Source organism: Saccharopolyspora sp. NPDC049357 (assembly GCF_040677225.1).
GTDB lineage: Bacteria > Actinomycetota > Actinomycetes > Mycobacteriales > Pseudonocardiaceae > Saccharopolyspora.
On sequence record NZ_JBFAQJ010000069.1, the window covers coordinates 1 to 18,450 of the forward strand.

Consider the following 18,450-nt stretch of genomic DNA (forward strand, 5'->3'; position numbering starts at 1 on the left):
CGAGCCGGGGGACGTGGCGGCGGCGATCGCCGTCCGCGTGCGGGCGTGGCGCTCCGCGGCCGTGGACGCCGGGTTCTCGCTGACCGCACCCGAGGGACGGTGCCGTCACAGACGGCGGACCGCGGGTCAGGCGTGCTGGGTGAAGCCGACCTGGCCGGGAAGACGGCTCGGGGCGTAGCCGAGCTTGGAGAGCGTCTCGTCGGCGTTGGCGTACGTGGTCCCGATCTTGTAAATGTCGCGCGCCTCCTTGCCGGTGGCGACTTCACGTCCGAGCTCCTTCGCGACCCGCACGAGCTGCTGGACCTGCTGAGCGGAGGTCATCTTCTGCCCCTTGCGACCCCAGATGGTGTCCTCGTTCCCGCAACGGGTGTGCAGGCCCATCGCGATCGCCATCGCGTTGACTGGCAGCACGCTGCGCATGAGGGTTTCGAGGGACAAGCACGCCCCGTCCGGGACCCGCTGGATGAAGTTCATGATGTTGTACGGATTCGGGCCGTCGAAGCCACCACCGATACCGACCCAAGTCAGGTTCAGCGGGCCGGTGTAGACGCCGCGGCGGATCAGTCGCTCCACGGTCTCGAGCTGCGGGATCGACGACAGCTGGAAGTGTGGCTGGATCCCGGCAGCCTGCAGTCGGCGCAGGTGCTCCTCGACCCACTCCGGCCCGGCCGGCACCGTCATCTCCCGGTAGGCGGCCGCCAGCTCGGGACGTTCCATCGAGGTGCCGGCGATGTCGTCCGCGGTCATCAGCTCCATAATGTTCATCTGGCTGGTGTTGATCGCGATCGTGACCTGGTCCGGCTTCGGGTCGAGCTCGGCGAGCATGTGACGCGTGTCGTCGGAGAGCCACTTCGCCTCGGTGCCTTCACCTTCCGGCGCGAACGAGATCGAGCCACCGATCTGCAAGATCATGTCCGGCACGGCCTCGCGAAGGCCCCCGAGGAGCTCGTTGAATTTCGACAGGCGCTTGGACCCCTTGCCGTCGAGCTCACGCACGTGGATGTGCAGCACCGTCGCACCGGCCTCATAGCAATTGACGGCCTGCTGGACGTGCTCCTCCATCGTCAGCGGCAGATCGTCACGGAAGTCCTCCGGTTCCCACTCCGGGCCGTACGGCGCGCACGTGATGACCAGCTTTTCCTGGTTTTCGGGGAACAACGCATCATCGTGGAAATGCATGGCAGTACTCCATTTCTGAATCTGGATCGCGAACCTCAGGTGCGGAGGGGAACTCAGAACGGCCGGTCGCCGATGATCCCGGCGCGCTCCATCTTTCGAACCGCGGGCCAGTAGTCCTGGACCGCGTAGTGCTGGGTCGACCGGTTGTCCCAAATCGCGACGCTGTTCTCTGTCCAGCGCCAGCGCACCTGGTACTCCGGGATCGTGGCCTGGCTCTGCAGGTAGCGCAGCAGCTCACCGGCGCCGGGCGCGTAGTCGATACCGCACCGGATGTTCGCCTCGGTGTGGAAGTTCGTGAGATGCGTCGTAAAACTGTTGACGAACAAGATCTTCTCGCCGGTCTCCGGATGCGTGCGGACCACTGGATGCTCGGCATCCGGGAAGCGCTCCTTGAGTTCGAGGCGCTTGGCGATCGGCAGGCGCGCACCGAACGACGCCTCGATGCTGTGCCGGGCGCGCAGCCCCCCGATCAGCTCCTTCACCCGCTCCGGCAGCCGCTCGTACGCCAGCGCCATGTTCACCCAGATCGTGTCGCCGCCAACGGCAGGGCCCTCGACACACCGGAGCACGCACCCCATCGGAGGGTTGTCGCGCCATGTCGCGTCGCAGTGGTACGCGTTCTCGAACGCCTCACGTGGGCTGTCGAGATCCTTGTAGATCCGGACCAGACCGGGGTTCTCGGGGTCGCTGCCGGCGACCGGATGGTCTTCGAGCGCGCCGAAACGCTCTGCCAAGGCAACGTGCTCGGCGCGGCTCATGTCCTGGTCGCGGAAGAAGAGCACCTTGTGCTGCAGCAGCAGCGACTTCAGTTCGGTGAAGAGGTCGTCGTCTCGCGACACCTCGGCGAGGTCAACACCGTGGAGTTCGGCGCCGATGCTGCAAGTCAGGGCTCGCGCATCCATCGGCGTGACGGTCGCCCGTCGACCGGGAGCAAGTTCGACAGTGGTCATGACGCTCTCCTCTGCAAACTGGGAAGTGGTGAATTCGCGGCGTCGTCGCGCGTTGCGTCGGTACATCCGACAACGTTTTCGCGGATCGATGGAACGGATCAGAACGAGAAGACCGACGAGCCGATGCTGATTCCGGACTCCAGGTCGTGGTGTGCCTTCTCGGCTTCCTCGAGCGCGTAGTGCTGGTTGATCTCGATCTTGATGTCGCCCGCCGCGACGTGCGCGAACAGCTCACCGGTGAGCTCGGCACGCTCAGCTGGATCGGCGATGTAGTCTGCGAGTGCCGGGCGGGTCACGAACAGCGATCCCTTGACCGCGAGCTGCATCGCGTCGATCGGCGGGATCGGGCCGGATGCCGTGCCGAAGGCCACGACGAGTCCACGACGCGCCAGCGAGTCCAGTGAGGCCTCGAAGGTCGATGCACCGATGCTGTCGTAGACCACCGGAACGCCAGCCCCGTCCGTCAGCTCGCGGACGCGCCCGGCCACGTCCTCCCTGGTGTAGACGATCACGTGGTCGCATCCATGGGCACGGGCGACAGCCGCCTTCTCATCGCTGGACACCGTTCCGATGACGTTGATGCCCAACAGCTTTGCCCACTGGCAGAAGATCAGGCCGACACCTCCGGCGGCGGCGTGCAGCAGCACGGTGTCGCCCGACTTCAGCGGAGGGTGGATCCGCCGCAGCAGGTAGGACGCGGTGAGGCCGCGCATCGTCATCGCTGCCGCGCTCTCGAACTCGATTTCGTCCGGAAGCGCGATCAGGTGCTCGGCGGGCATGATGCGCTCGGTGCTGTAAGCGCCCAGAGGGCTGCCGGTGTAGGTGACCCGATCGCCCTCAGCGAAGCCCCCCACCCCGGTGCCGACCGCCTCGACGACTCCGGCCGCCTCGACACCCATGCCCGCGGGCAGCTGGGCCGGGTAAAGACCGGTGCGGAAGTAGGTGTCCGCGAAATTCAGGCCGACCGCCTCATGCCGGATCCGCACCTCACCCGGACCGGGCTCGCCGACCTCCACTGATTCCCACTTCAGGACCTCCGGCCCACCGGTCTCGTAGAAGCGAATCGCCTTTGCCATAGATCCCTCCTCCATCATGGTTCAGCCACGTCCTAGGCCGACCCATCTGTGCGGTTGCCGGAACATTCCGGGCATCAACCTCGTTCGACGCGAATCGCCAGAACCCGCCCGGTGTGACTCAGCTGACATAACGCTAACGAGCCGTTGCGGACCGCACATAACATCAAGGGACACTTTTTTGCCATTTCGGGACAGGAGTAACGCCCCGAGGAGTGGTCCAGCGCACACGTGGACCCGAGTGCGCTTTCCGGACATACCCTTGCGGGACAGCACGACCATCCGGAGAGGGTGACGCGGGTGGCGAAACCTTTGGCGCGATATGCGGCGCTGACCGGATACATCGAGGTCAGCCGCACGCTGAACATCGACCCGATACAGCTGCTCAGGGCAGTCGGGCTCGACCCGTCAAGCCTGGACCTCCAGGATCGATGGGTCCCCGCCGCCTCCGTCGTGCGCCTGCTCGAACTCTCGTCGGCTGCCACCGGTCGGCCCGACTTCGCGCTCAAGCTCGCTGAACACCGGCGCCTGTCCACGCTCGGCCCGCTCAGCGTGAGCATCCGGGAGGAACCTGACGCCCGCAGTGCGCTCCGGATGCTGATCCGCTACCAGCACATGTACAACGAAGCCCTGCGCATCCGCATGACCGAGCGGGAGGGACTGTCCACGATCCAGGCCAGCATCGAACTGAGCGAACCGATGGCCGCCCGACAGTCGATCGAACTCGCACTGACGGTGATTCACCAACTGCTCCGCAACCTGCTCGGTGACCAGTGGCATCCGGTGTCCGTCTGCTTCGAACACAGCCGGCCGGCCGACGACTCCACCCATCGCCGGATGTTCGGCGCGCCGCTCGGCTTCGACCACAACTTCAGCGGAATCGTCACCTACACAAGCGATCTGAACGAACCGAATCGACTGTCGGACCCCGGGCTGCGCTCGTACGCGCGACAGTTCCTCGACACGCTCTCGACGCCCGAGGAACCCATGATCGAGGGGCGCGTGCGCGAACTCATCGAACTACTTCTGCCGACCGGGCGGTGCTCGATCGACCAGGTGGCCCGCAGCCTCGGTGTCGACCGCCGCACGATCCACCGCCACCTGGCGAAATCCGGCCAGACCTTCACCTCAATACTCGACACGACCCGCGCCGAGCTCGCGAATCGGCTGGTCACCGGGGAACGCTATTCGTTCACCGAGATATCCGAGATGCTCGCGTTCTCTACATCCAGCAGCTTCTCGCGCTGGTTCCACCAGCGATTCGGCACGAGCCCGCGCGGCTGGCGCAAGCAGGCCGCAGGCGGCGCAGGGACCGACCCCCACCACACCGCGATGTCCCGAAATGCACAGAAGGGCGTCCCGAAGGGGTAATTACTGCGGGCGGAGCCGTTGTAATGTGAGGCGCACCACCTTGCCTTGTGGGCATCAGCACGAGTCGTATTCGACCTTAGGTGAAATGAACGGTGCCATGACCACAAATTCCGAACCGAAATCCACTCCAACAATCGACCGAATGCGCCGTGAGGGAAACTGGAACCCTCTGTGGGACACCCTTTCTCGCTGGGATCCGGAATGGATCGAACAATTCATGGCGATGAACTCGACACCGATTCGGCGCGGAGTGTTTCCGCCTGAATTCGTCGAGTTGCTCAGCATCGCGATTGACGCCTCGGCCACCCACATGTACGCCCCGGGCGTCCGTAGGCACATCCGCGCCGCCCTGGAGCTCGGCGTCACCCGCGAACAGATCCTCACGGTGCTCCAGATGGTGAGCGTACTCGGCATCCACGCCTGCAACCTCGGCGTGCCGATCCTCGAAGAAGAGTTGACCACCTTCGAAGCCCGTTCCTGAACGTTTCTTCGCGGCACCGACGGCCGCGCTCCTCGATTTGCCGCTCTCCCCCAGCCCATCCGCCTCCAGGAGCTACTATGGGACTGCCTCCTAATCCCGCTGAGAATCAGGTGGGAACTGTCGAGCCTGACCGCGCCGAACCCGCTGCCACCACTACCGGCGACCGCCCACCGTCCCGGCTCTACCCGTGGCTCGTGGCCGCGCTGACCTTCGCACTGCTGTTGTCGGACTACATGTCCCGGCAGGTACTCAGCGCCGTCTTCCCGATGTTGAAGGCCGACTGGGCACTGGCCGACGCCCAACTCGGCACGCTCACCAGCGTGGTCGCCCTGATGGTCGGCCTGCTGACATTCCCGCTGTCGGTGCTCGCCGACCGGTGGGGTCGTGTGAAGAGCCTGGTCCTGATGGCTGTGATGTGGAGCCTCGCAACCCTGTGCTGCGCGATCGCGTCCAACTACGAACAGATGCTCGCCGCGCGGTTCTTCGTCGGTATCGGCGAGGCCGCCTACGGCAGCGTGGGCATCGCGGTGGTCCTGAGCGTGTTCGCACCGCGTTTGCACTCGTCGCTGAGCGGTGCCTTCATGGCCGGCGGCTCCTTCGGCTCCGTCGTCGGCGTCTCCCTCGGCGGCGTCATCGCCGTGCACCTCGGGTGGCGGTGGTCGTTCACCGCGATGGCAGTACTGGGACTGATCCTCGTCGCGCTCTTCCGCGTCGTGATCACCGAGGACCGCCTCGCGCAGCACGCCGTGCACGACGGACCCGTCGATACGTCCGACGACGCCGTCCCGTCCGCCCCCGTGACCCGCGTCCCCGTGCCGACCCTGTTCACCAACCCTGCCGTGTGGTGCGCCTACCTCGGTGGCGGTCTCCAGATGTTCACCGCGGCTGTGCTGCTGTCGTGGACGCCCAGCTTCTTCAACCGGTACTACGACATGGCACCCGACAAGGCGGGGGCGATCGCCTCCCTGGTCGTACTGCTCCTCGGCACTGGCATGGTGGTATGCGGCGTGATCACCGACCGGATCAGCCGCAACAACCCGGCCCACAAGTGGACGACCGCCGTCGTGTTCTGCGCGATCGCACTCATTGCGCTCAGCATCGGATTCCGGTTGGGCACCGGCGCACACCAGCTGATTTTCATCAGTATCGGCGCGTTCTTCTCGGCCGGCAGCTCGGGCCCGAGCGCTGCGATGGTCGCCAGCCTCACCCACGAATCAGTCCGTTCGTCGGCACTCGGCACACTCACCGTCGCCAACAACATTCTCGGATTGGCGTTGGGCCCCTTCATCATCGGAATCCTCGCCGACCGCATCGGACTTCTCGAATCCCTCCAGCTCGCACCGCTATGCTATGTCGCAGCCATCATCACCCTGCTCATCGGCAAGCGACTTTACCCGGCAGGCCTGCGCAAGCTCGCGGCACAGACCAGCGCGTCGGCTTGACCGACGGAGTGGTACACATGAGCAAGAACCGCACACCGACTGAACCACCGCGCGGGTCCGATCCGATTCCTCGCGACCGGCCAGCGCACACCGAAGTGCACGCGCCGCAGGCCAACGGTGAATCGGACACCGTCTGGTCGACCTTAACCGGCGCGTTGTGTGGCACCCGGGACAGCGACGTGTCCGAGACGGGATGCACAACCGGAACCACTGGTCGAAACCCATGTACCGGAACCGGTCGATGTCACCTCCACCGAGCGCAACTCTGGACGAGGTGCGGCGCGATCCTCTCCTGCCGCTACCGTTGCCGCAGCTGGGAAGGTGTTGGCACGTCAGCTGTTCTGGAGCGCGCGGAGGCGGCGTTTGAGGATCTTGCCCTGCGGGTCCAGCGGGAGTTCGTCAACGACGTGCACGGCTTTCGGCACCTTGTAGCTCGCGAGCCTGCGCTTGCAGTGCTCGGTGAGCTCGTCCGCCACGAGGTCGTGACCGGGCTGCGCGACGACGAACGCCGTGACGGCCTCGGACCAGTAGGGGTCTGGCACGCCGATTACTGCGGCGCGCTGCACGGCGGGGTGTTCGTAGAGGCCGCGCTCGACTTCCTGGGAGGAGACGTTCATCCCGCCGGTCTTGATCATGTCCTTGAGCCGGTCGTGGAAGAACAGGTTGCCGTCGGCGTCGATGCGGACCATGTCGCCGGTGCGCACCCACCCGTCGCGGAACACCTCCGCGGTGCGGTCGGGATCGTCGAGGTAGCCGAGCATGACCGAGGGCGTGCGGCAGATCAGCTCGCCGATCTCGGCGTCGTTGTCCTCGGCGTCCACCACCCTGATCTCCAGGTGGGTGACGGGTTTTCCGATCCAGGATGGGTCGCCGCCGGGGATGTCGTCGAGGGTCCGGAAGAAGCCGACGGTGCCGAGCTGCGACAGCTCGGACTGGCCCCAGTAGGTGCCCCACATGACCTCCGGCGCGGCGGCGGCCCAGGCGTCGATGACGTGCGGAGGGATCTGCCCGCCGTAGGTCATGCACCGCCGGAGGTGCCCGACGGCGCCCGGGCCGAAGCCGTCTTGCCCGCTGAGCGCGATGTAGAAGGTCGGGGTCTGCGCGATGACCGTGACGCGTTCGGCCTCGATGATCCGCAGCGCGGCGGCCGGTTCGACGGTGGCGGGCAGCACGAGCGTCGCTCCCATGAGCGTCAGGCTGGTCATCGACCCGAGGCCGGCGATGGTGTGGAAGGGCATCACGAACAGCCACGTGTCGGCGGGACCGGTGTCCAGCCCCCACCCCCACGCCGGGGCGGTGGAGGCGAGGTAGTTGCGGTGCGGGATGAGCACGCCCTTCGGCTCGGCCTCGGTCCCGGAGGTGTAGACGATCAGCGCGATGTCGTTCTCGTCGAGCTCGGCCTGCGGCTCGTCGGCGGGCTGCTCCGCGAGGAGCGCGTCGAGTTCCGGCCCGTAGCCGAGCTGGGCGACGCCGTCGGGCAGGACCGAGGTGACCAGCTCGGCGACTTCGGGGGCGGCCAGGACCACCTCGGCCTTGCTGTGGGTGAGCTGGTGGGCGATCTCGGCTTCGCGGTAGAGCGGGTTGATGCCGGTGAACGCGGCGCCGATCTTGAGCGCGCCGTAGTAGGCGGCGACCACCTCGACGCTGTTGCGGGCCATCGAGGCGACCCTCCCGCCACGACCGATGCCGTGCGCGCGGAAGAGCTGCGCGTAGCGGTTCGCCCGCTGGTCGAGATCGGCGTAAGTCGTCTCCACCCGCGTTCCGTCAGCGCCGCAGGAGACGACGGCGACCTTGTTCGGCCGGGTGCGGGCGTGGCGGCGGAGCTGGTCGCCGATGGTCGCGCGGCCCAGGGGTGCGCGGTGCTGGGGAGCGAGGTCGGCCACGGGATGTCCCTTCGGAGTTGAGGTTTCGGGTCACACCGCGTGGGCGACGAAGTAGGGCCGGGTGTAGGTCTCCGAGGCGACGATGTCCTCGACGGGACTCCTGGTGAGCTTGGTCGGGAACCGCTTCGCCGGGTAGCCGATCGCGAGGTGCGCGGCGGTGAGCACACCTTCGGGGATCTCCAGCAGCGCCCGGACCTCGGGCTCGGCGTGGCAGAGCAGCGTGGTGACCGCCGAGGCCACGCCCTGGTCGCGCAGGGCCAGGCAGAAGTTCTGCATCGTCGGGTAGATCGAGGCCCCGCCCACCACAGACAGCCGGTCCAGCTCCAGGTCGGTGGGGTGCAGGCCGTCGATCTCGGCGCAGACCACGACGATCGCGGGGACCTCGGCGAGGTGCTCGGCGAAGTGGTCGGCGTCGCGAACGGCCTTGGGGAGGGCACCGACGTTGACCGTCCCGTCGCCGATGCCGTTGAGGTAGGTCTTCCACATCGGCAGGTACAGGTCCGCGAGCGCCTGCTTGCGCTGCGAGTCGCGCACCACGATCCAGCGGACGGGCTGGCGGTTGCCGCCCTGCGGCCCGAATCGGGCGGCGTCGAACGCGTGGTGCAGCACCTCGTCGGGAACGGGGTCCTGCGCGAAGTACCGACAAGTCCCCACGGTGCGCATCGCCTCGGTCAGCTCCATCGCCCACTCCTTGCCTATCCGCTGTTAGGATCGCATCCAGATCGTGCTGTGACTCACCGCACATGTCAACCCCGTGCTCCGGACGATCTATCAGGACTTGACCAGCAGGCACCCGGCATGACAAGACTGGTTGCCTAACAGCGGATAGGCCAGGGGGACTCATGACCGTTGACGACCGCAGCGCGCTCACCCGGGCCCTGGAGCACGCGAACCTGCCGTCGTTGGTCCCGGTCCTGCACCAGCTCACCGGTGATCCTCGCTGGCTGCGCGAGCCGTACCGGCCGACGCGCAGCCGCGGCATGGACGACAACGATTCGGGCGGCTTCTCCCCCGAGGTGGCCGCCGAGATCAAGCGTGCCGCGCTCGACGCCGTCCTGGCCCACGAGGCGGGCACGCCGGTCGCGGTCCCCGCTCCGACAGGGGAGTACCTGCGCGAACTCCTCGAACTAGCCAACGGCGAGCCCACCTCGGCCGAGTACGCCGACATGCTCGCCGAGGACATGGGCTTCTCCCCCGTCCCCCCGAAAGCGGCGCCACCGACCGACATCGACGTCATCATCATCGGCGCAGGGGTGTCCGGGATGCTGGCCGCGATCAAGCTCGCCGAGGCCGGGATCGAACACGTCGTCCTGGAGAAGAACCAGGACGTCGGCGGCAGCTGGTACGAGAACACCTACCCCGGCGCCGGGGTGGACACCCCCAGCCACCTCTACTCGTACTCGTTCGCGCCGCGCGACTGGAGCACGCACTTCGGCAAGCGCGACGAGGTCGAGCAGTACCTGCGCGATGTCGCCGATACCTACGACCTGCGCGCGGTCACCCGCTTCGGCACCGAGGTCACCAGCGCCACCTACGACGAGGACACCGCGACCTGGACCGTTCGCACCGACGACGGCCTGGAGATCACCTCCCGCGTGCTGATCAGCGCCACCGGTGCCCTCAACCGGCCGAAGATCCCAGAGATCCCGGGCATGAACAGCTTCCGGGGCCGGATCTTCCACACCGCCGCGTGGCCCGGGGACCTCGACCTGACCGGCAAGCGGGTGGCCGTGGTCGGTGCTGGTGCCAGCGCGATGCAGGTCGTGCCCGCGATCGCCGGCACCGTGGCCCGCCTGGCGGTGTTCCAGCGCTCACCGCAGTGGATCGCGCCCAACGACGTCTACTTCAGCGAGGTCGACGAAGCCGTCCAGCTGCTGATGGCGCGCGTGCCGTTCTACCGGGTCTGGTACCGGGCCCGGCTCGCCTGGAACTTCAACGACCGGGTCCACCCGACGCTGCAGATCGACCCGGAGTGGGAGCACCCGGAACGCTCGGTCAACGCGGCCAACGACGGGCACCGGCGCGTGTTCACCCGCTACATCGAGTGCGAACTCCAAGGCCGCCCCGATCTCATAGCCAAGGCTCTGCCGGACTACCCGCCCTTCGGCAAGCGGATGCTGCTGGACAACGGCTGGTACCGGGCCCTGCGCCGCGATCACGTCGACCTCATCACCGAGGGCGTCACCGAGATCACCCCCGACGGCCTGCGCGGCAGCGACGGCACCGAGATCGACGTCGACATCATCGTCCTGGCGACCGGTTTCCACACCCACCGGTTCCTCTGGCCGATCGACGTCCGCGGCCGTTCCGGCGCGAGCCTCGCCGAAACCTGGGGGCCCGAGAACGCCCACGCCTACCTGGGAATCACCGTTCCGGGCTTTCCGAACCTGTTCATGACGTGCGGGCCCGGCACCGCGCTCGGCCACGGTGGCAGCTTCATCACCATCGCCGAATGCCAGGTCCGCTACATCGTCGACCTGCTCACCGCGATGGCCGAGGAGGACCTGCGCGCCGTCGAGGTCCGCCCCGAAGTCGAGGCCACCTACACCCACGAGCACGACAAGGCCCACTCCCGCATGTTGTGGACTCACCCGGGCATGACCAACTGGTACCGCAACGCCGCTGGGCGGGTCGTCTCGACGATGCCGTGGCGGATCGTCGACTACTGGCGGATGACCCGCCACGCCGACCTCGACGACTACTACGCGGAGGCCGACGTGGCGGACGCGGTGGTGCGGTGATGACCGACCCGACCCGGCCGCGAGCCAACCGGGAAGCAACACTGGATGCCGTGCAGGAACCGGCCGGACGCAAGCAGCGCACCTCGCAACGGCGAGCCGATATCGTGACGGCCGCCGCCCGGATCTTCGCGGACAAGGGCTACGGCAACGTCGGCATGCGCGACATCGCCGAGGCCGTCGGCATCCGGGGCGCCAGCCTCTACCACCACTTCTCCTCGAAGGAGGAGATCCTCTACGCGATCTGCCTGTCGGTCACCCGCGAGCCCGTCGAGGAGAACCTGCCGCTGCTCGACGCCGCAGGCACCCCGACCGAACGCCTGACCAACCTCATCCGGGCCCACATCCGCCACCTGCTCCACCGCCGGGTCGAATACCGCGTCGGCCAGCACGAGAGGACCTCGCTCACGCCCGAGCACCTCGCCGAGATCGACGGGTACCTGCAGTACTACAACCAGCGCGTGAAGGACGTCCTCGCCGCGGGCATGCGCAGCGGCGAATTCCGCACCATGAACCCGAAACTCGCGGCTCTGGGCATCCTCGACATGCTCAACGGCGTCAGCAACTGGATCCGGGGCACCGCCGACGAGGTCGCCGACACCTACGTGCACCTGCTCCTCGACGGTCTCAGCCCTGGCCCCGCAGATAGTCGGGACGCTTGATCAGGAGCTCGGGACGGCCGTTGATCTCGGGTTCCACGACGGTCTCGTTCCAGACCTCCTTCTCCACCGGCTCCAGCGTGACCGACACGGCCCCGTCCCGGGTGCCGAGGTGCTCGATCAGGGCCAGCGTGATCGACTCCGCAAGCTTCCGCTTCTGCTCGTCGGTGACCTCTTTCGGGAAGTGCTTGATGTTCACGTGCGGCATTGATCGCTCCTCGACCTCGGGGACTCCGGTGTGCCTGACCGTAACGGGCACGGCACACCGGCTCCTCCCCCGACTCAGCCCGCGTTGTTGCTGCCGATCAAGAAACCGGTCATCAACTGATCCACGCCCGGTCCCAGGTCGTCGTGCGCCGCAACGCCCGTGGCGGACGTGGGGCGCCCAGCACCTCATTGCGGCCGTTCGCTGTGTTTACAACCACGCCATCGATGACAAGCTCATCTCCGAGGCCGACGACCCCGCCAAGAACGCCACCAAGCCCGGCGCCTCGCCAGCACCCGGCGAGGCCTGCCCGAAACCGGATAAACGAGATCAACCACGTCGCCGCCACGACAGCGATGACCCGGCGCTCGGCACTCTCGTCCTGCGGCTGCATCTCGAAACGGCCTGCCGACGCGGTGGAGCCCTCGCGCTCACCTGACGTGTACTAAGGATCTTGGACAGGGCCGGTCGATGAGGCCGAGACCGGCGTCGGCCAGGGTGATTCGGCGGACCCGGCGGTTCTCCGGGTCCGCCGATGGTCAAGGGCCTGCACAACGCGAGCCAGCCTCCGGAGGGCTCCGGGTCATCTGCCATATCGCGGGCAAACAACGCCATGGAACGCTACGACTCCATTGCGCAGGATGGGAGCGGGGTCAGAAGTTGCCCTTGCTGGACCAGCCGCCGTCGACGGGGTAGGTCAGCCCGGTGAGGAACGATCCCTCTCGGAAGAAGTAGGCGACCATCGAGGCGATCTCCGCGGGCTCGCCGAGCCGCCGGATCATGTGCGAGTCGGCGTTCGATTGGCGCATCTCCTCGGTGATGTCCGCGAGGATCGGGGTGTCGATGGTGCCGGGGGCGATCGCGTTGATCAGGATGTTGTGCTTGGCGTACTCGTACGCGGCTTGCCTCGTCAGGCCTGCGACACCGGCCTTCGCCGCGGTGTAGGAGGCGAGGTTCGGCAACCCGCGTAGCGCGGCGAGCGAGGCGATGTTCACGATCCGGCCGCCGCCGCTGTCGATCATCCCGGAGGCGAGGAACGCGAGGGGCATGATGACGATCCCGTCCTGCGGGGCGATGGCGAACAGCCACATGGACTCGCACAACAGCCGCGAGTTCGCCACCGCAGCCTGAGACCGCTCCGTCTGCCCCGCCACATACAACCTGAACGAGTACATAGTCCCCGGTGCGCTGCTGCGCGGGAACCTCGACGTCCTTAGCCTGATTCCTTGGACACGCCCGAGCCGAGCCCCAGGAGAAGATCTGTGCTGGGAGCGTCTATGACCGCACTCGGCCGAGCATCGTTGCACCGCGTCGCGGTCCCACTGCTCGAGGCGGTGACGGTACCGCATGGCCCGGACCGCTATCTCGAGATGCTCAACCCGATGTGGTCGCTGCAAGAGGTGCGGGCCGAGATCGTCGATGTGCGGCACCCCGCTGTCGGCAGCGTCAAGCTGTTGTTGCGGCCCAACGGAAGATGGCGGGGTTTCCGCGCCGGACAGCATGTTGCGTTCACCATCGAGATAGACGGGGTGCGTCGGACTCGCTGTTACTCACTGGCCTGTTCGGCGCACTGCCCCGACGGGCTGTTGGAACTTACCGTCGCTGCAGAGCCGGAAGGCCTGGTTTCCGGCTATCTGCACTCCGACGCCGGTCCTGGCACCGTGGTTCGGCTGTCGCAGGCGCAGGGCGGTTTCACGCTGCCGGACGACCGCCCTGAGCACATTCTGCTGATCAGCGGTGGCAGTGGGATCACACCGGTGATGTCGATGCTGCGCACACTGTGCGAGGACGGTTTCTGCGCCGGTGCCGGACGGGTCACCTTCCTGCATTACGCCCGCAGCGCTGCCCACGTCGCCTACCTCGACGAACTGGCGGTGCTGGCCGCCGCGCACCCCGGGCTGCGCCTGCTGCGCGCCTATACCCGCGGCAGCGGCGGCGAGCTCGCGGGCCGGTTCGATGCACGGCAGCTGCCCAGCCTCGGCTCCGACGCGGCTGCGTGGGTGTGCGGGCCCGCCGGACTGGTCGACGCGGTCCGCGCGCACTGGGAGCGCACCGGGCTCAACGTGCCGCTGCAGACCGAGCAGTTCACCGCACCCACGCCGGCGCTGCCCGCCGACGACGGCGAGCCGTACGGCGAGGTGTGCTTCACCCGGAGCCGCCACCGGGTGGTCAACACCGGCGAGACCCTGCTCGAGCAGGCCGAGGCCGCAGGCTTGAAACCCGAGTTCGGCTGCCGGATGGGCATCTGCCTCACCTGCACCAGCCGCAAGACGACCGGCAACGTCCGGCACCTGCACACCGGTGAGTTGTCCACCGAGCCGGACTCCGAGATCCAGGTCTGCTCCACCGTGCCCGTGGGTGACGTCGCCGTCGACCTGTAACCGCCTACCGCCTACCGCCCTGAATGGAGTCATCATGCCGCACAACACGCCTGCCCTCACACCCGAGCAGTGCGACGCCTTCGGCGCCGAGATGGACGCGCTGCGCCAGCGCATCGTCGCCGACCTCGGCGCCGAGGACGCCGCGTATATCCGCGAGGTCCTCCGCGCGCAGCGCGTGCTGGAGGTCACCGGCCGCAGCCTGCTCTTCGTAGGCTTCCTGCCACCCGCGTGGTTCGGCGGTGTCACGGCGCTGTCCCTGTCCAAGATCCTCGACAACATGGAGATCGGCCACAACGTCCTGCACGGCCAATACGACTGGCTGCGCGACGAGGCACTCAACTCCCGCACCTTCGAATGGGACATCGTCGTGCCTGCCGAGCTGTGGAGACGCTCGCACAACTTCGGCCACCACACCTACACCAACATCGTCGGCAAGGACCGCGACATCGGCTACTGGATCCTGCGGGTCACCCCCGACCAGCGCTGGACCCCCTACTACCTGGGCAACCCGGTCTACGCGGCGCTGCTGGCAGTGATCTTCCAGTGGGGCGTGATGCTGCACGACCTCGAGGCCGAACGGGTCGTCTCCGGGGAGAAGGGCTGGGACGAGGTCTCGGCCGACGCCAAGAAGATGGCCGCCAAGGCGCTGCGCCAAGTGGCCAAGGACTACCTGCTGTTCCCCGCACTGACCGGCCCGCTGGCCCCGCTCACCTTCGCCGGCAACGCCACGGCGAACCTGGTCCGCAACCTGTGGGGCTTCTCGATCATCTTCTGCGGGCACTTCCCGGACGACGTCGCCACCTTCACCGAGGAAGAGGCCGCGAACGAAACCCGCGGGCAATGGTACGTACGCCAGCTGCTCGGCTCGGCGGACATCACCGGCAGCAGGCTGTTCCACCTGTTCTCCGGCAACCTCAGCCACCAGATCGAGCACCACCTGTTCCCCGACGTCCCCGCACGGCGTTACCCCCAGATCGCCGAAGAGGTACGCGACGCCTGCCGCCGCTACGGACTGCCGTACAACACCGGGCCCCTGCACCGACAGCTCGGCTCCGTCGCCCGCAAACTCATCAGACTCGCACTACCCGGCGGCGGACCAGACGACAAACACACCGAAGAACCTGCGGTGGCTGATCGCCCAGTGGCCCCCCGAGACCGACGAGCCCATCAAGTACTGGATCTCCAACCTGCCCGCCGACACACCACTCGACCGACTGGTGCGGATGGCCAAAATCCGCTGGCGAATTGAACACGACTACCGCGAACTTAAAACCGGCCCCGGCCTGGACCACTTCGAAGGCCGGTCCTTCACAGGCTGGCACCGCCACGCCACCCTGGCCTCGGCAGCACACCTGTTCCTCACCACCCTCTGCCTGACCAGCCCAAAAGCACATGGGACAGCCTGCCCCTCCACAAGATCATCCGCGCTGCAAACCCTCCCGACCTGGACAGGCACCTGCCCCACCTGCCACCAACACATCCACCGATTACCGACCTAACAAAGCACTACTTCCTCAAAGCCAGATGAGGAGTGTGGCTAGGGGGCTGCCCAGACTTCGGTTGACACTCTGACCTGCCCCAGGGTTTCTTACCCGTTTCGGTGTGAAGATCGGGTCGTGCTGAAAGGCTGCGATCTATGCCCCGACCGTATCCGCCGGAGTTCCGCTCTCGGGCCGTCGCGGGGGCCGGTGTTTATCGGAGTCTGAGAACGGGCACGCCTCTCACGAGCGAAAAACGTGATCGGGAGAGGCGATTGTCATGTTTCTCGCACAGCAGCCGGGCGGGGGATTCGACGTGTTGCAGAGCCTGCAGAGCGCGTTCACCCAGCTCGTCAACTACCTACCCCAGATCATCGGTGCGCTACTGGTCCTGCTGATCGGTTATATTATCGCGAGGCTGATCAAGGCCGGCGTCACGAAACTTCTGACCAAATTCAAGCTCGACGACAGACTGAAGTCGACGGGTCAGGGCGGGCAATACGTCGAGCGGCTCAGCCCGCGCGGAAGTCCGGCGCGCCTGGTGGGCACTGTGCTCTTCACGGTGATCATGCTTTTCGTGATCTCCTCGGCCATCGGTACGTTGGGTATTCCGGCGTTGACCGGATTCATGAACACCGTTCTGGGATATTTGCCTAGGGTTATCGCCGCGTTGCTGATCTTCCTGGTTGCTGCGGCGGTGGCCGGTGCCGTCGGTGGCTTGGCGCACCGGACTATGGGCGACACCCCGACCGGACGGGTGGTGCGTGCCGCGGGGCCGACCCTGGTGATGGCGATCGCGGTGTTCATGATGCTCACGCAGCTCCAGATCGCCCCGACGATCGTGATAATCACGTACGCCGCGCTGGTCGGGGCGCTCGCGTTGGGTGCGGCGCTGGCGTTCGGTCTCGGCGGGCGTGAGACGGCGGCCGAGATGATCAACTCCGGCTACCGGAAGGCACAGCAGGCGCAGGACACTGTCAGGCGTGACATGGAGGCCGGGCATGGCCGGGCCGAGACCGAGGCCGAGCGCTACAGCACCTCGCGGCAGGAAGAGGCGATACCGGGACAGAAGCAGCGCGGATCGCAGACCGAAACGGGCGCCACCGGCACCACTTCTAGGGGTTCCTACCGGGCCACCTGACGAGGGAGGCGTAACGACATGTCGCGACCACAGCAACCCGAGGGTGCACGCGGTGCGGCCCGGGACTGGAACGGCAACGTGATACTGGACCGAGACGGGTCCCGCGTGGGCAGGTTGGAACACGTCTACCTCGACCGGGACAGCGACGCGCCTACGTGGGGGGTCGTGAAGGCCGGGCGCAAGCATCCGTTCGTCCCGCTGCACAACGCGACCGCCGGCAAAGGCATGATCCAGGTTCCGGTCAGCAGGCGCCAGGTGGAGTCGGTGCCCGCCGTTCCGAGCGAGACAGATCTGGATCCGGACACCGAGGCCACGCTCTCCCGCCATTACTCGCAGACGGATGAGCGGGAGCATGCGCCACGCGGGAGTTCGTCCTTGGCGGTGCGGCGCAGCCGGGGCGCGGTCAGCGGCGGCCTACTCGTCCTGCTCGGGGCGTGGGGGGCGCTGATCCCGTTCGTCGGACCGTACTTCGGTTACACGTTCGGCACGACCGCTCCCTGGCTGTTCACCTTCGACCGGTTGTGGCTCAACATCCTGCCCGGAATCGCGGTCCTGCTCGGCGGGCTGATGCTCGGCCCCAGCGCGAACCGGGTCTCTGGGAGCCTGGGCGCCGAGCTGGCGATGGCCGGCGGCATCTGGTTCCTGATCGGCCCGTCACTGAGCCAGCTTTGGGGCACGGGTGGGCCGGGCGCGCCCATCGGGGCGCCGACGGGACCGCCGGTTCTGCAGATGCTGGAGCAGATCGGCTTTTTCTACGGGCTCGGCGCGCTGGCGACGGCGTTGTCGGCTTTCGCGCTCGGACGTCTCGCCGGCCGCTCGGTCAAGGACTGAAACGAGGGGCTCCCGTCTGGGTGGCCGGCAGGAACGTGGTCCCATGCAGGCCACCGCGGCGGGGAGCACCTGACTCATCGAGGGCCTCCCCATCTGCTTGTGTGCTGGCCCTAATTGCTGTTCGGCAGACGGTTTCGGGACAGGTAATCGTAGCCCGAAACCGTCTGCCGCTATATGTGCTGTGGCGCCCGTTCGGGGACACTCCGGGACACCCGGCAGGGCCTGTCCCGAGCGCGCCACTGTCGCCATTTCTCAGGCCAAAATGCACATCCCGCCTGTCCCAGCCGGCGTCCCAGGTGGACGCGCGGCGGGACAACAAAATCCCACTGTCTCAACCGATTTCAGGAAGCAGAAGGCGTGCAATTAGTGCACAACTCTCGGACACGCAATTACCCCATGAACCGTGGTGATCGTTCTTTGGAACCTTTGCCACGGTTTTCTGCTTGTCGTCCGCGGTGGGGATGCAGGTGTCCGGTGCCCTGGCCCGCACGCAGGATCTCGCGCGGGCCAGGCCACTGGGATGGTTCAGTGATTGAGCGCGGCGGGGCTCAGGCCCCGTAGCCGCCGCCGACCAGCTCGGAGGCGATCTCGGCCTGCGGGGTCTCGTTCTCCGCCAGCCAGCGCTCGGCGTCGATCGC

General features: G+C 66.9%; 16 protein-coding genes and 1 pseudogene. 10 read left to right on the plus strand and 7 right to left on the minus strand.

The genetic code is table 11. The annotated features are described in order from the left end of the window. Positions 1-126: 126 nt before the first annotated feature. From AB0J91_RS32120 to AB0J91_RS32130, 3 genes are all read right to left on the minus strand, one after another. Positions 127-1,332 carry a 3-keto-5-aminohexanoate cleavage protein gene (locus tag AB0J91_RS32120; protein WP_363876588.1) on the minus strand — a complete coding sequence of 402 codons (1,206 nt, stop codon included), beginning with the start codon at positions 1,330-1,332 and terminating at the stop codon, positions 127-129. Further along, on the minus strand, positions 1,233-2,129 hold the full coding sequence (locus tag AB0J91_RS32125; RefSeq protein ID WP_363876591.1) for a TauD/TfdA family dioxygenase: 897 nt from the start codon (positions 2,127-2,129) through the stop codon (positions 1,233-1,235). The genes AB0J91_RS32120 and AB0J91_RS32125 overlap by 100 nt, the downstream gene beginning before the upstream one ends. Positions 2,130-2,227: 98 nt before the next feature. After that, positions 2,228-3,205: a quinone oxidoreductase gene (locus AB0J91_RS32130; RefSeq protein WP_363876594.1), complete on the minus strand. Its 978-nt coding sequence runs from the start codon at positions 3,203-3,205 to the stop codon at positions 2,228-2,230. Between the two features lie 297 nt (positions 3,206-3,502). Between AB0J91_RS32130 and AB0J91_RS32135 the strand changes: the two genes are divergently transcribed. From AB0J91_RS32135 to AB0J91_RS32145, 3 genes are all read left to right on the plus strand, one after another. After that, complete coding sequence (locus AB0J91_RS32135; protein WP_363876597.1) at positions 3,503-4,573, plus strand: AraC family transcriptional regulator; 1,071 nt, start codon at positions 3,503-3,505, stop codon at positions 4,571-4,573. An 85-nt stretch (positions 4,574-4,658) separates the two neighbouring features. Further along, on the plus strand, positions 4,659-5,054 hold the full coding sequence (locus tag AB0J91_RS32140) for a carboxymuconolactone decarboxylase family protein (protein ID WP_363876600.1): 396 nt from the start codon (positions 4,659-4,661) through the stop codon (positions 5,052-5,054). A gap of 194 nt (positions 5,055-5,248) precedes the next feature. Beyond that, complete coding sequence (locus tag AB0J91_RS32145; RefSeq protein ID WP_363876603.1) at positions 5,249-6,496, plus strand: MFS transporter; 1,248 nt, start codon at positions 5,249-5,251, stop codon at positions 6,494-6,496. 332 nt (positions 6,497-6,828) lie between these two features. Here the strand turns inward: AB0J91_RS32145 and AB0J91_RS32150 are convergent, their stop codons facing one another. Next, positions 6,829-8,379 (minus strand): class I adenylate-forming enzyme family protein, encoded by a 1,551-nt coding sequence (locus AB0J91_RS32150; RefSeq protein WP_363876606.1) that lies wholly within the window; start codon positions 8,377-8,379, stop codon positions 6,829-6,831. Between the two features lie 30 nt (positions 8,380-8,409). Beyond that, positions 8,410-9,060 (minus strand): nitroreductase family protein, encoded by a 651-nt coding sequence (locus AB0J91_RS32155; protein WP_363876609.1) that lies wholly within the window; start codon positions 9,058-9,060, stop codon positions 8,410-8,412. 161 nt (positions 9,061-9,221) lie between these two features. Here AB0J91_RS32155 and AB0J91_RS32160 point away from each other — a divergent pair, with 161 nt between their 5' ends. Together AB0J91_RS32160 and AB0J91_RS32165 are read left to right on the plus strand one after the other, a co-directional pair. Further along, positions 9,222-11,120 (plus strand): FAD-dependent oxidoreductase, encoded by a 1,899-nt coding sequence (locus AB0J91_RS32160; RefSeq protein ID WP_363876612.1) that lies wholly within the window; start codon positions 9,222-9,224, stop codon positions 11,118-11,120. Next, positions 11,120-11,779 carry a TetR/AcrR family transcriptional regulator gene (locus AB0J91_RS32165; RefSeq protein ID WP_363876615.1) on the plus strand — a complete coding sequence of 220 codons (660 nt, stop codon included), beginning with the start codon at positions 11,120-11,122 and terminating at the stop codon, positions 11,777-11,779. Before AB0J91_RS32160 ends, AB0J91_RS32165 begins: the two co-directional genes overlap by 1 nt. On the opposite strand, the gene pptA is transcribed toward AB0J91_RS32165, so the two are convergent. Together pptA and AB0J91_RS32175 are read right to left on the minus strand one after the other, a co-directional pair. Continuing rightward, a complete protein-coding gene (gene pptA / locus AB0J91_RS32170) occupies positions 11,745-12,035 on the minus strand; it encodes a tautomerase PptA (RefSeq protein WP_363876618.1) in 291 nt (96 codons plus the stop codon). The two genes, AB0J91_RS32165 and pptA, sit on opposite strands and share 35 nt — an antisense overlap. Positions 12,036-12,634: 599 nt before the next feature. After that, positions 12,635-13,135 (minus strand): SDR family oxidoreductase, encoded by a 501-nt coding sequence (locus tag AB0J91_RS32175; protein WP_363876621.1) that lies wholly within the window; start codon positions 13,133-13,135, stop codon positions 12,635-12,637. A 123-nt stretch (positions 13,136-13,258) separates the two neighbouring features. On the opposite strand from AB0J91_RS32175, the gene AB0J91_RS32180 reads away from it, so the two are divergent. The 5 genes and pseudogenes from AB0J91_RS32180 (at position 13,259) to AB0J91_RS32200 (ending at position 17,812) form a co-directional block, all read left to right on the plus strand. After that, on the plus strand, positions 13,259-14,362 hold the full coding sequence (locus AB0J91_RS32180; RefSeq protein ID WP_363876624.1) for a ferredoxin reductase: 1,104 nt from the start codon (positions 13,259-13,261) through the stop codon (positions 14,360-14,362). A 34-nt stretch (positions 14,363-14,396) separates the two neighbouring features. Beyond that, positions 14,397-15,611, plus strand: coding sequence for an acyl-CoA desaturase (locus tag AB0J91_RS32185; protein WP_363876627.1), 1,215 nt, complete (start codon positions 14,397-14,399; stop codon positions 15,609-15,611). Beyond that, a pseudogene (locus AB0J91_RS32190) lies at positions 15,493-15,861 on the plus strand (hypothetical protein); the annotation flags it as partial. The gene AB0J91_RS32185 and the pseudogene AB0J91_RS32190, both read left to right, overlap by 119 nt. Positions 15,862-16,120: 259 nt before the next feature. Beyond that, positions 16,121-16,981 carry a hypothetical protein gene (locus AB0J91_RS32195; RefSeq protein WP_363876630.1) on the plus strand — a complete coding sequence of 287 codons (861 nt, stop codon included), beginning with the start codon at positions 16,121-16,123 and terminating at the stop codon, positions 16,979-16,981. A 114-nt stretch (positions 16,982-17,095) separates the two neighbouring features. Then, a complete protein-coding gene (locus AB0J91_RS32200; protein ID WP_363876633.1) occupies positions 17,096-17,812 on the plus strand; it encodes a hypothetical protein in 717 nt (238 codons plus the stop codon). Positions 17,813-18,450: the final 638 nt, after the last annotated feature.

What these genes read in the sequence shown, in the direction of transcription:
- AB0J91_RS32125 (WP_363876591.1), bottom strand. Translation starts at nt 2,129, where the DNA reads ATGACCACTGTCGAACTTGCTCCCGGTCGACGGGCGACCGTCACGCCG.
- AB0J91_RS32130 (WP_363876594.1), bottom strand. Translation starts at nt 3,205, where the DNA reads ATGGCAAAGGCGATTCGCTTCTACGAGACCGGTGGGCCGGAGGTCCTG.
- AB0J91_RS32140 (WP_363876600.1), top strand. Translation starts at nt 4,659, where the DNA reads ATGAACGGTGCCATGACCACAAATTCCGAACCGAAATCCACTCCAACA.
- AB0J91_RS32155 (WP_363876609.1), bottom strand. Translation starts at nt 9,060, where the DNA reads ATGGAGCTGACCGAGGCGATGCGCACCGTGGGGACTTGTCGGTACTTC.
- AB0J91_RS32160 (WP_363876612.1), top strand. Translation starts at nt 9,222, where the DNA reads ATGACCGTTGACGACCGCAGCGCGCTCACCCGGGCCCTGGAGCACGCG.
- AB0J91_RS32165 (WP_363876615.1), top strand. Translation starts at nt 11,120, where the DNA reads ATGACCGACCCGACCCGGCCGCGAGCCAACCGGGAAGCAACACTGGAT.
- AB0J91_RS32180 (WP_363876624.1), top strand. Translation starts at nt 13,259, where the DNA reads ATGACCGCACTCGGCCGAGCATCGTTGCACCGCGTCGCGGTCCCACTG.
- AB0J91_RS32185 (WP_363876627.1), top strand. Translation starts at nt 14,397, where the DNA reads ATGCCGCACAACACGCCTGCCCTCACACCCGAGCAGTGCGACGCCTTC.
- AB0J91_RS32195 (WP_363876630.1), top strand. Translation starts at nt 16,121, where the DNA reads ATGTTTCTCGCACAGCAGCCGGGCGGGGGATTCGACGTGTTGCAGAGC.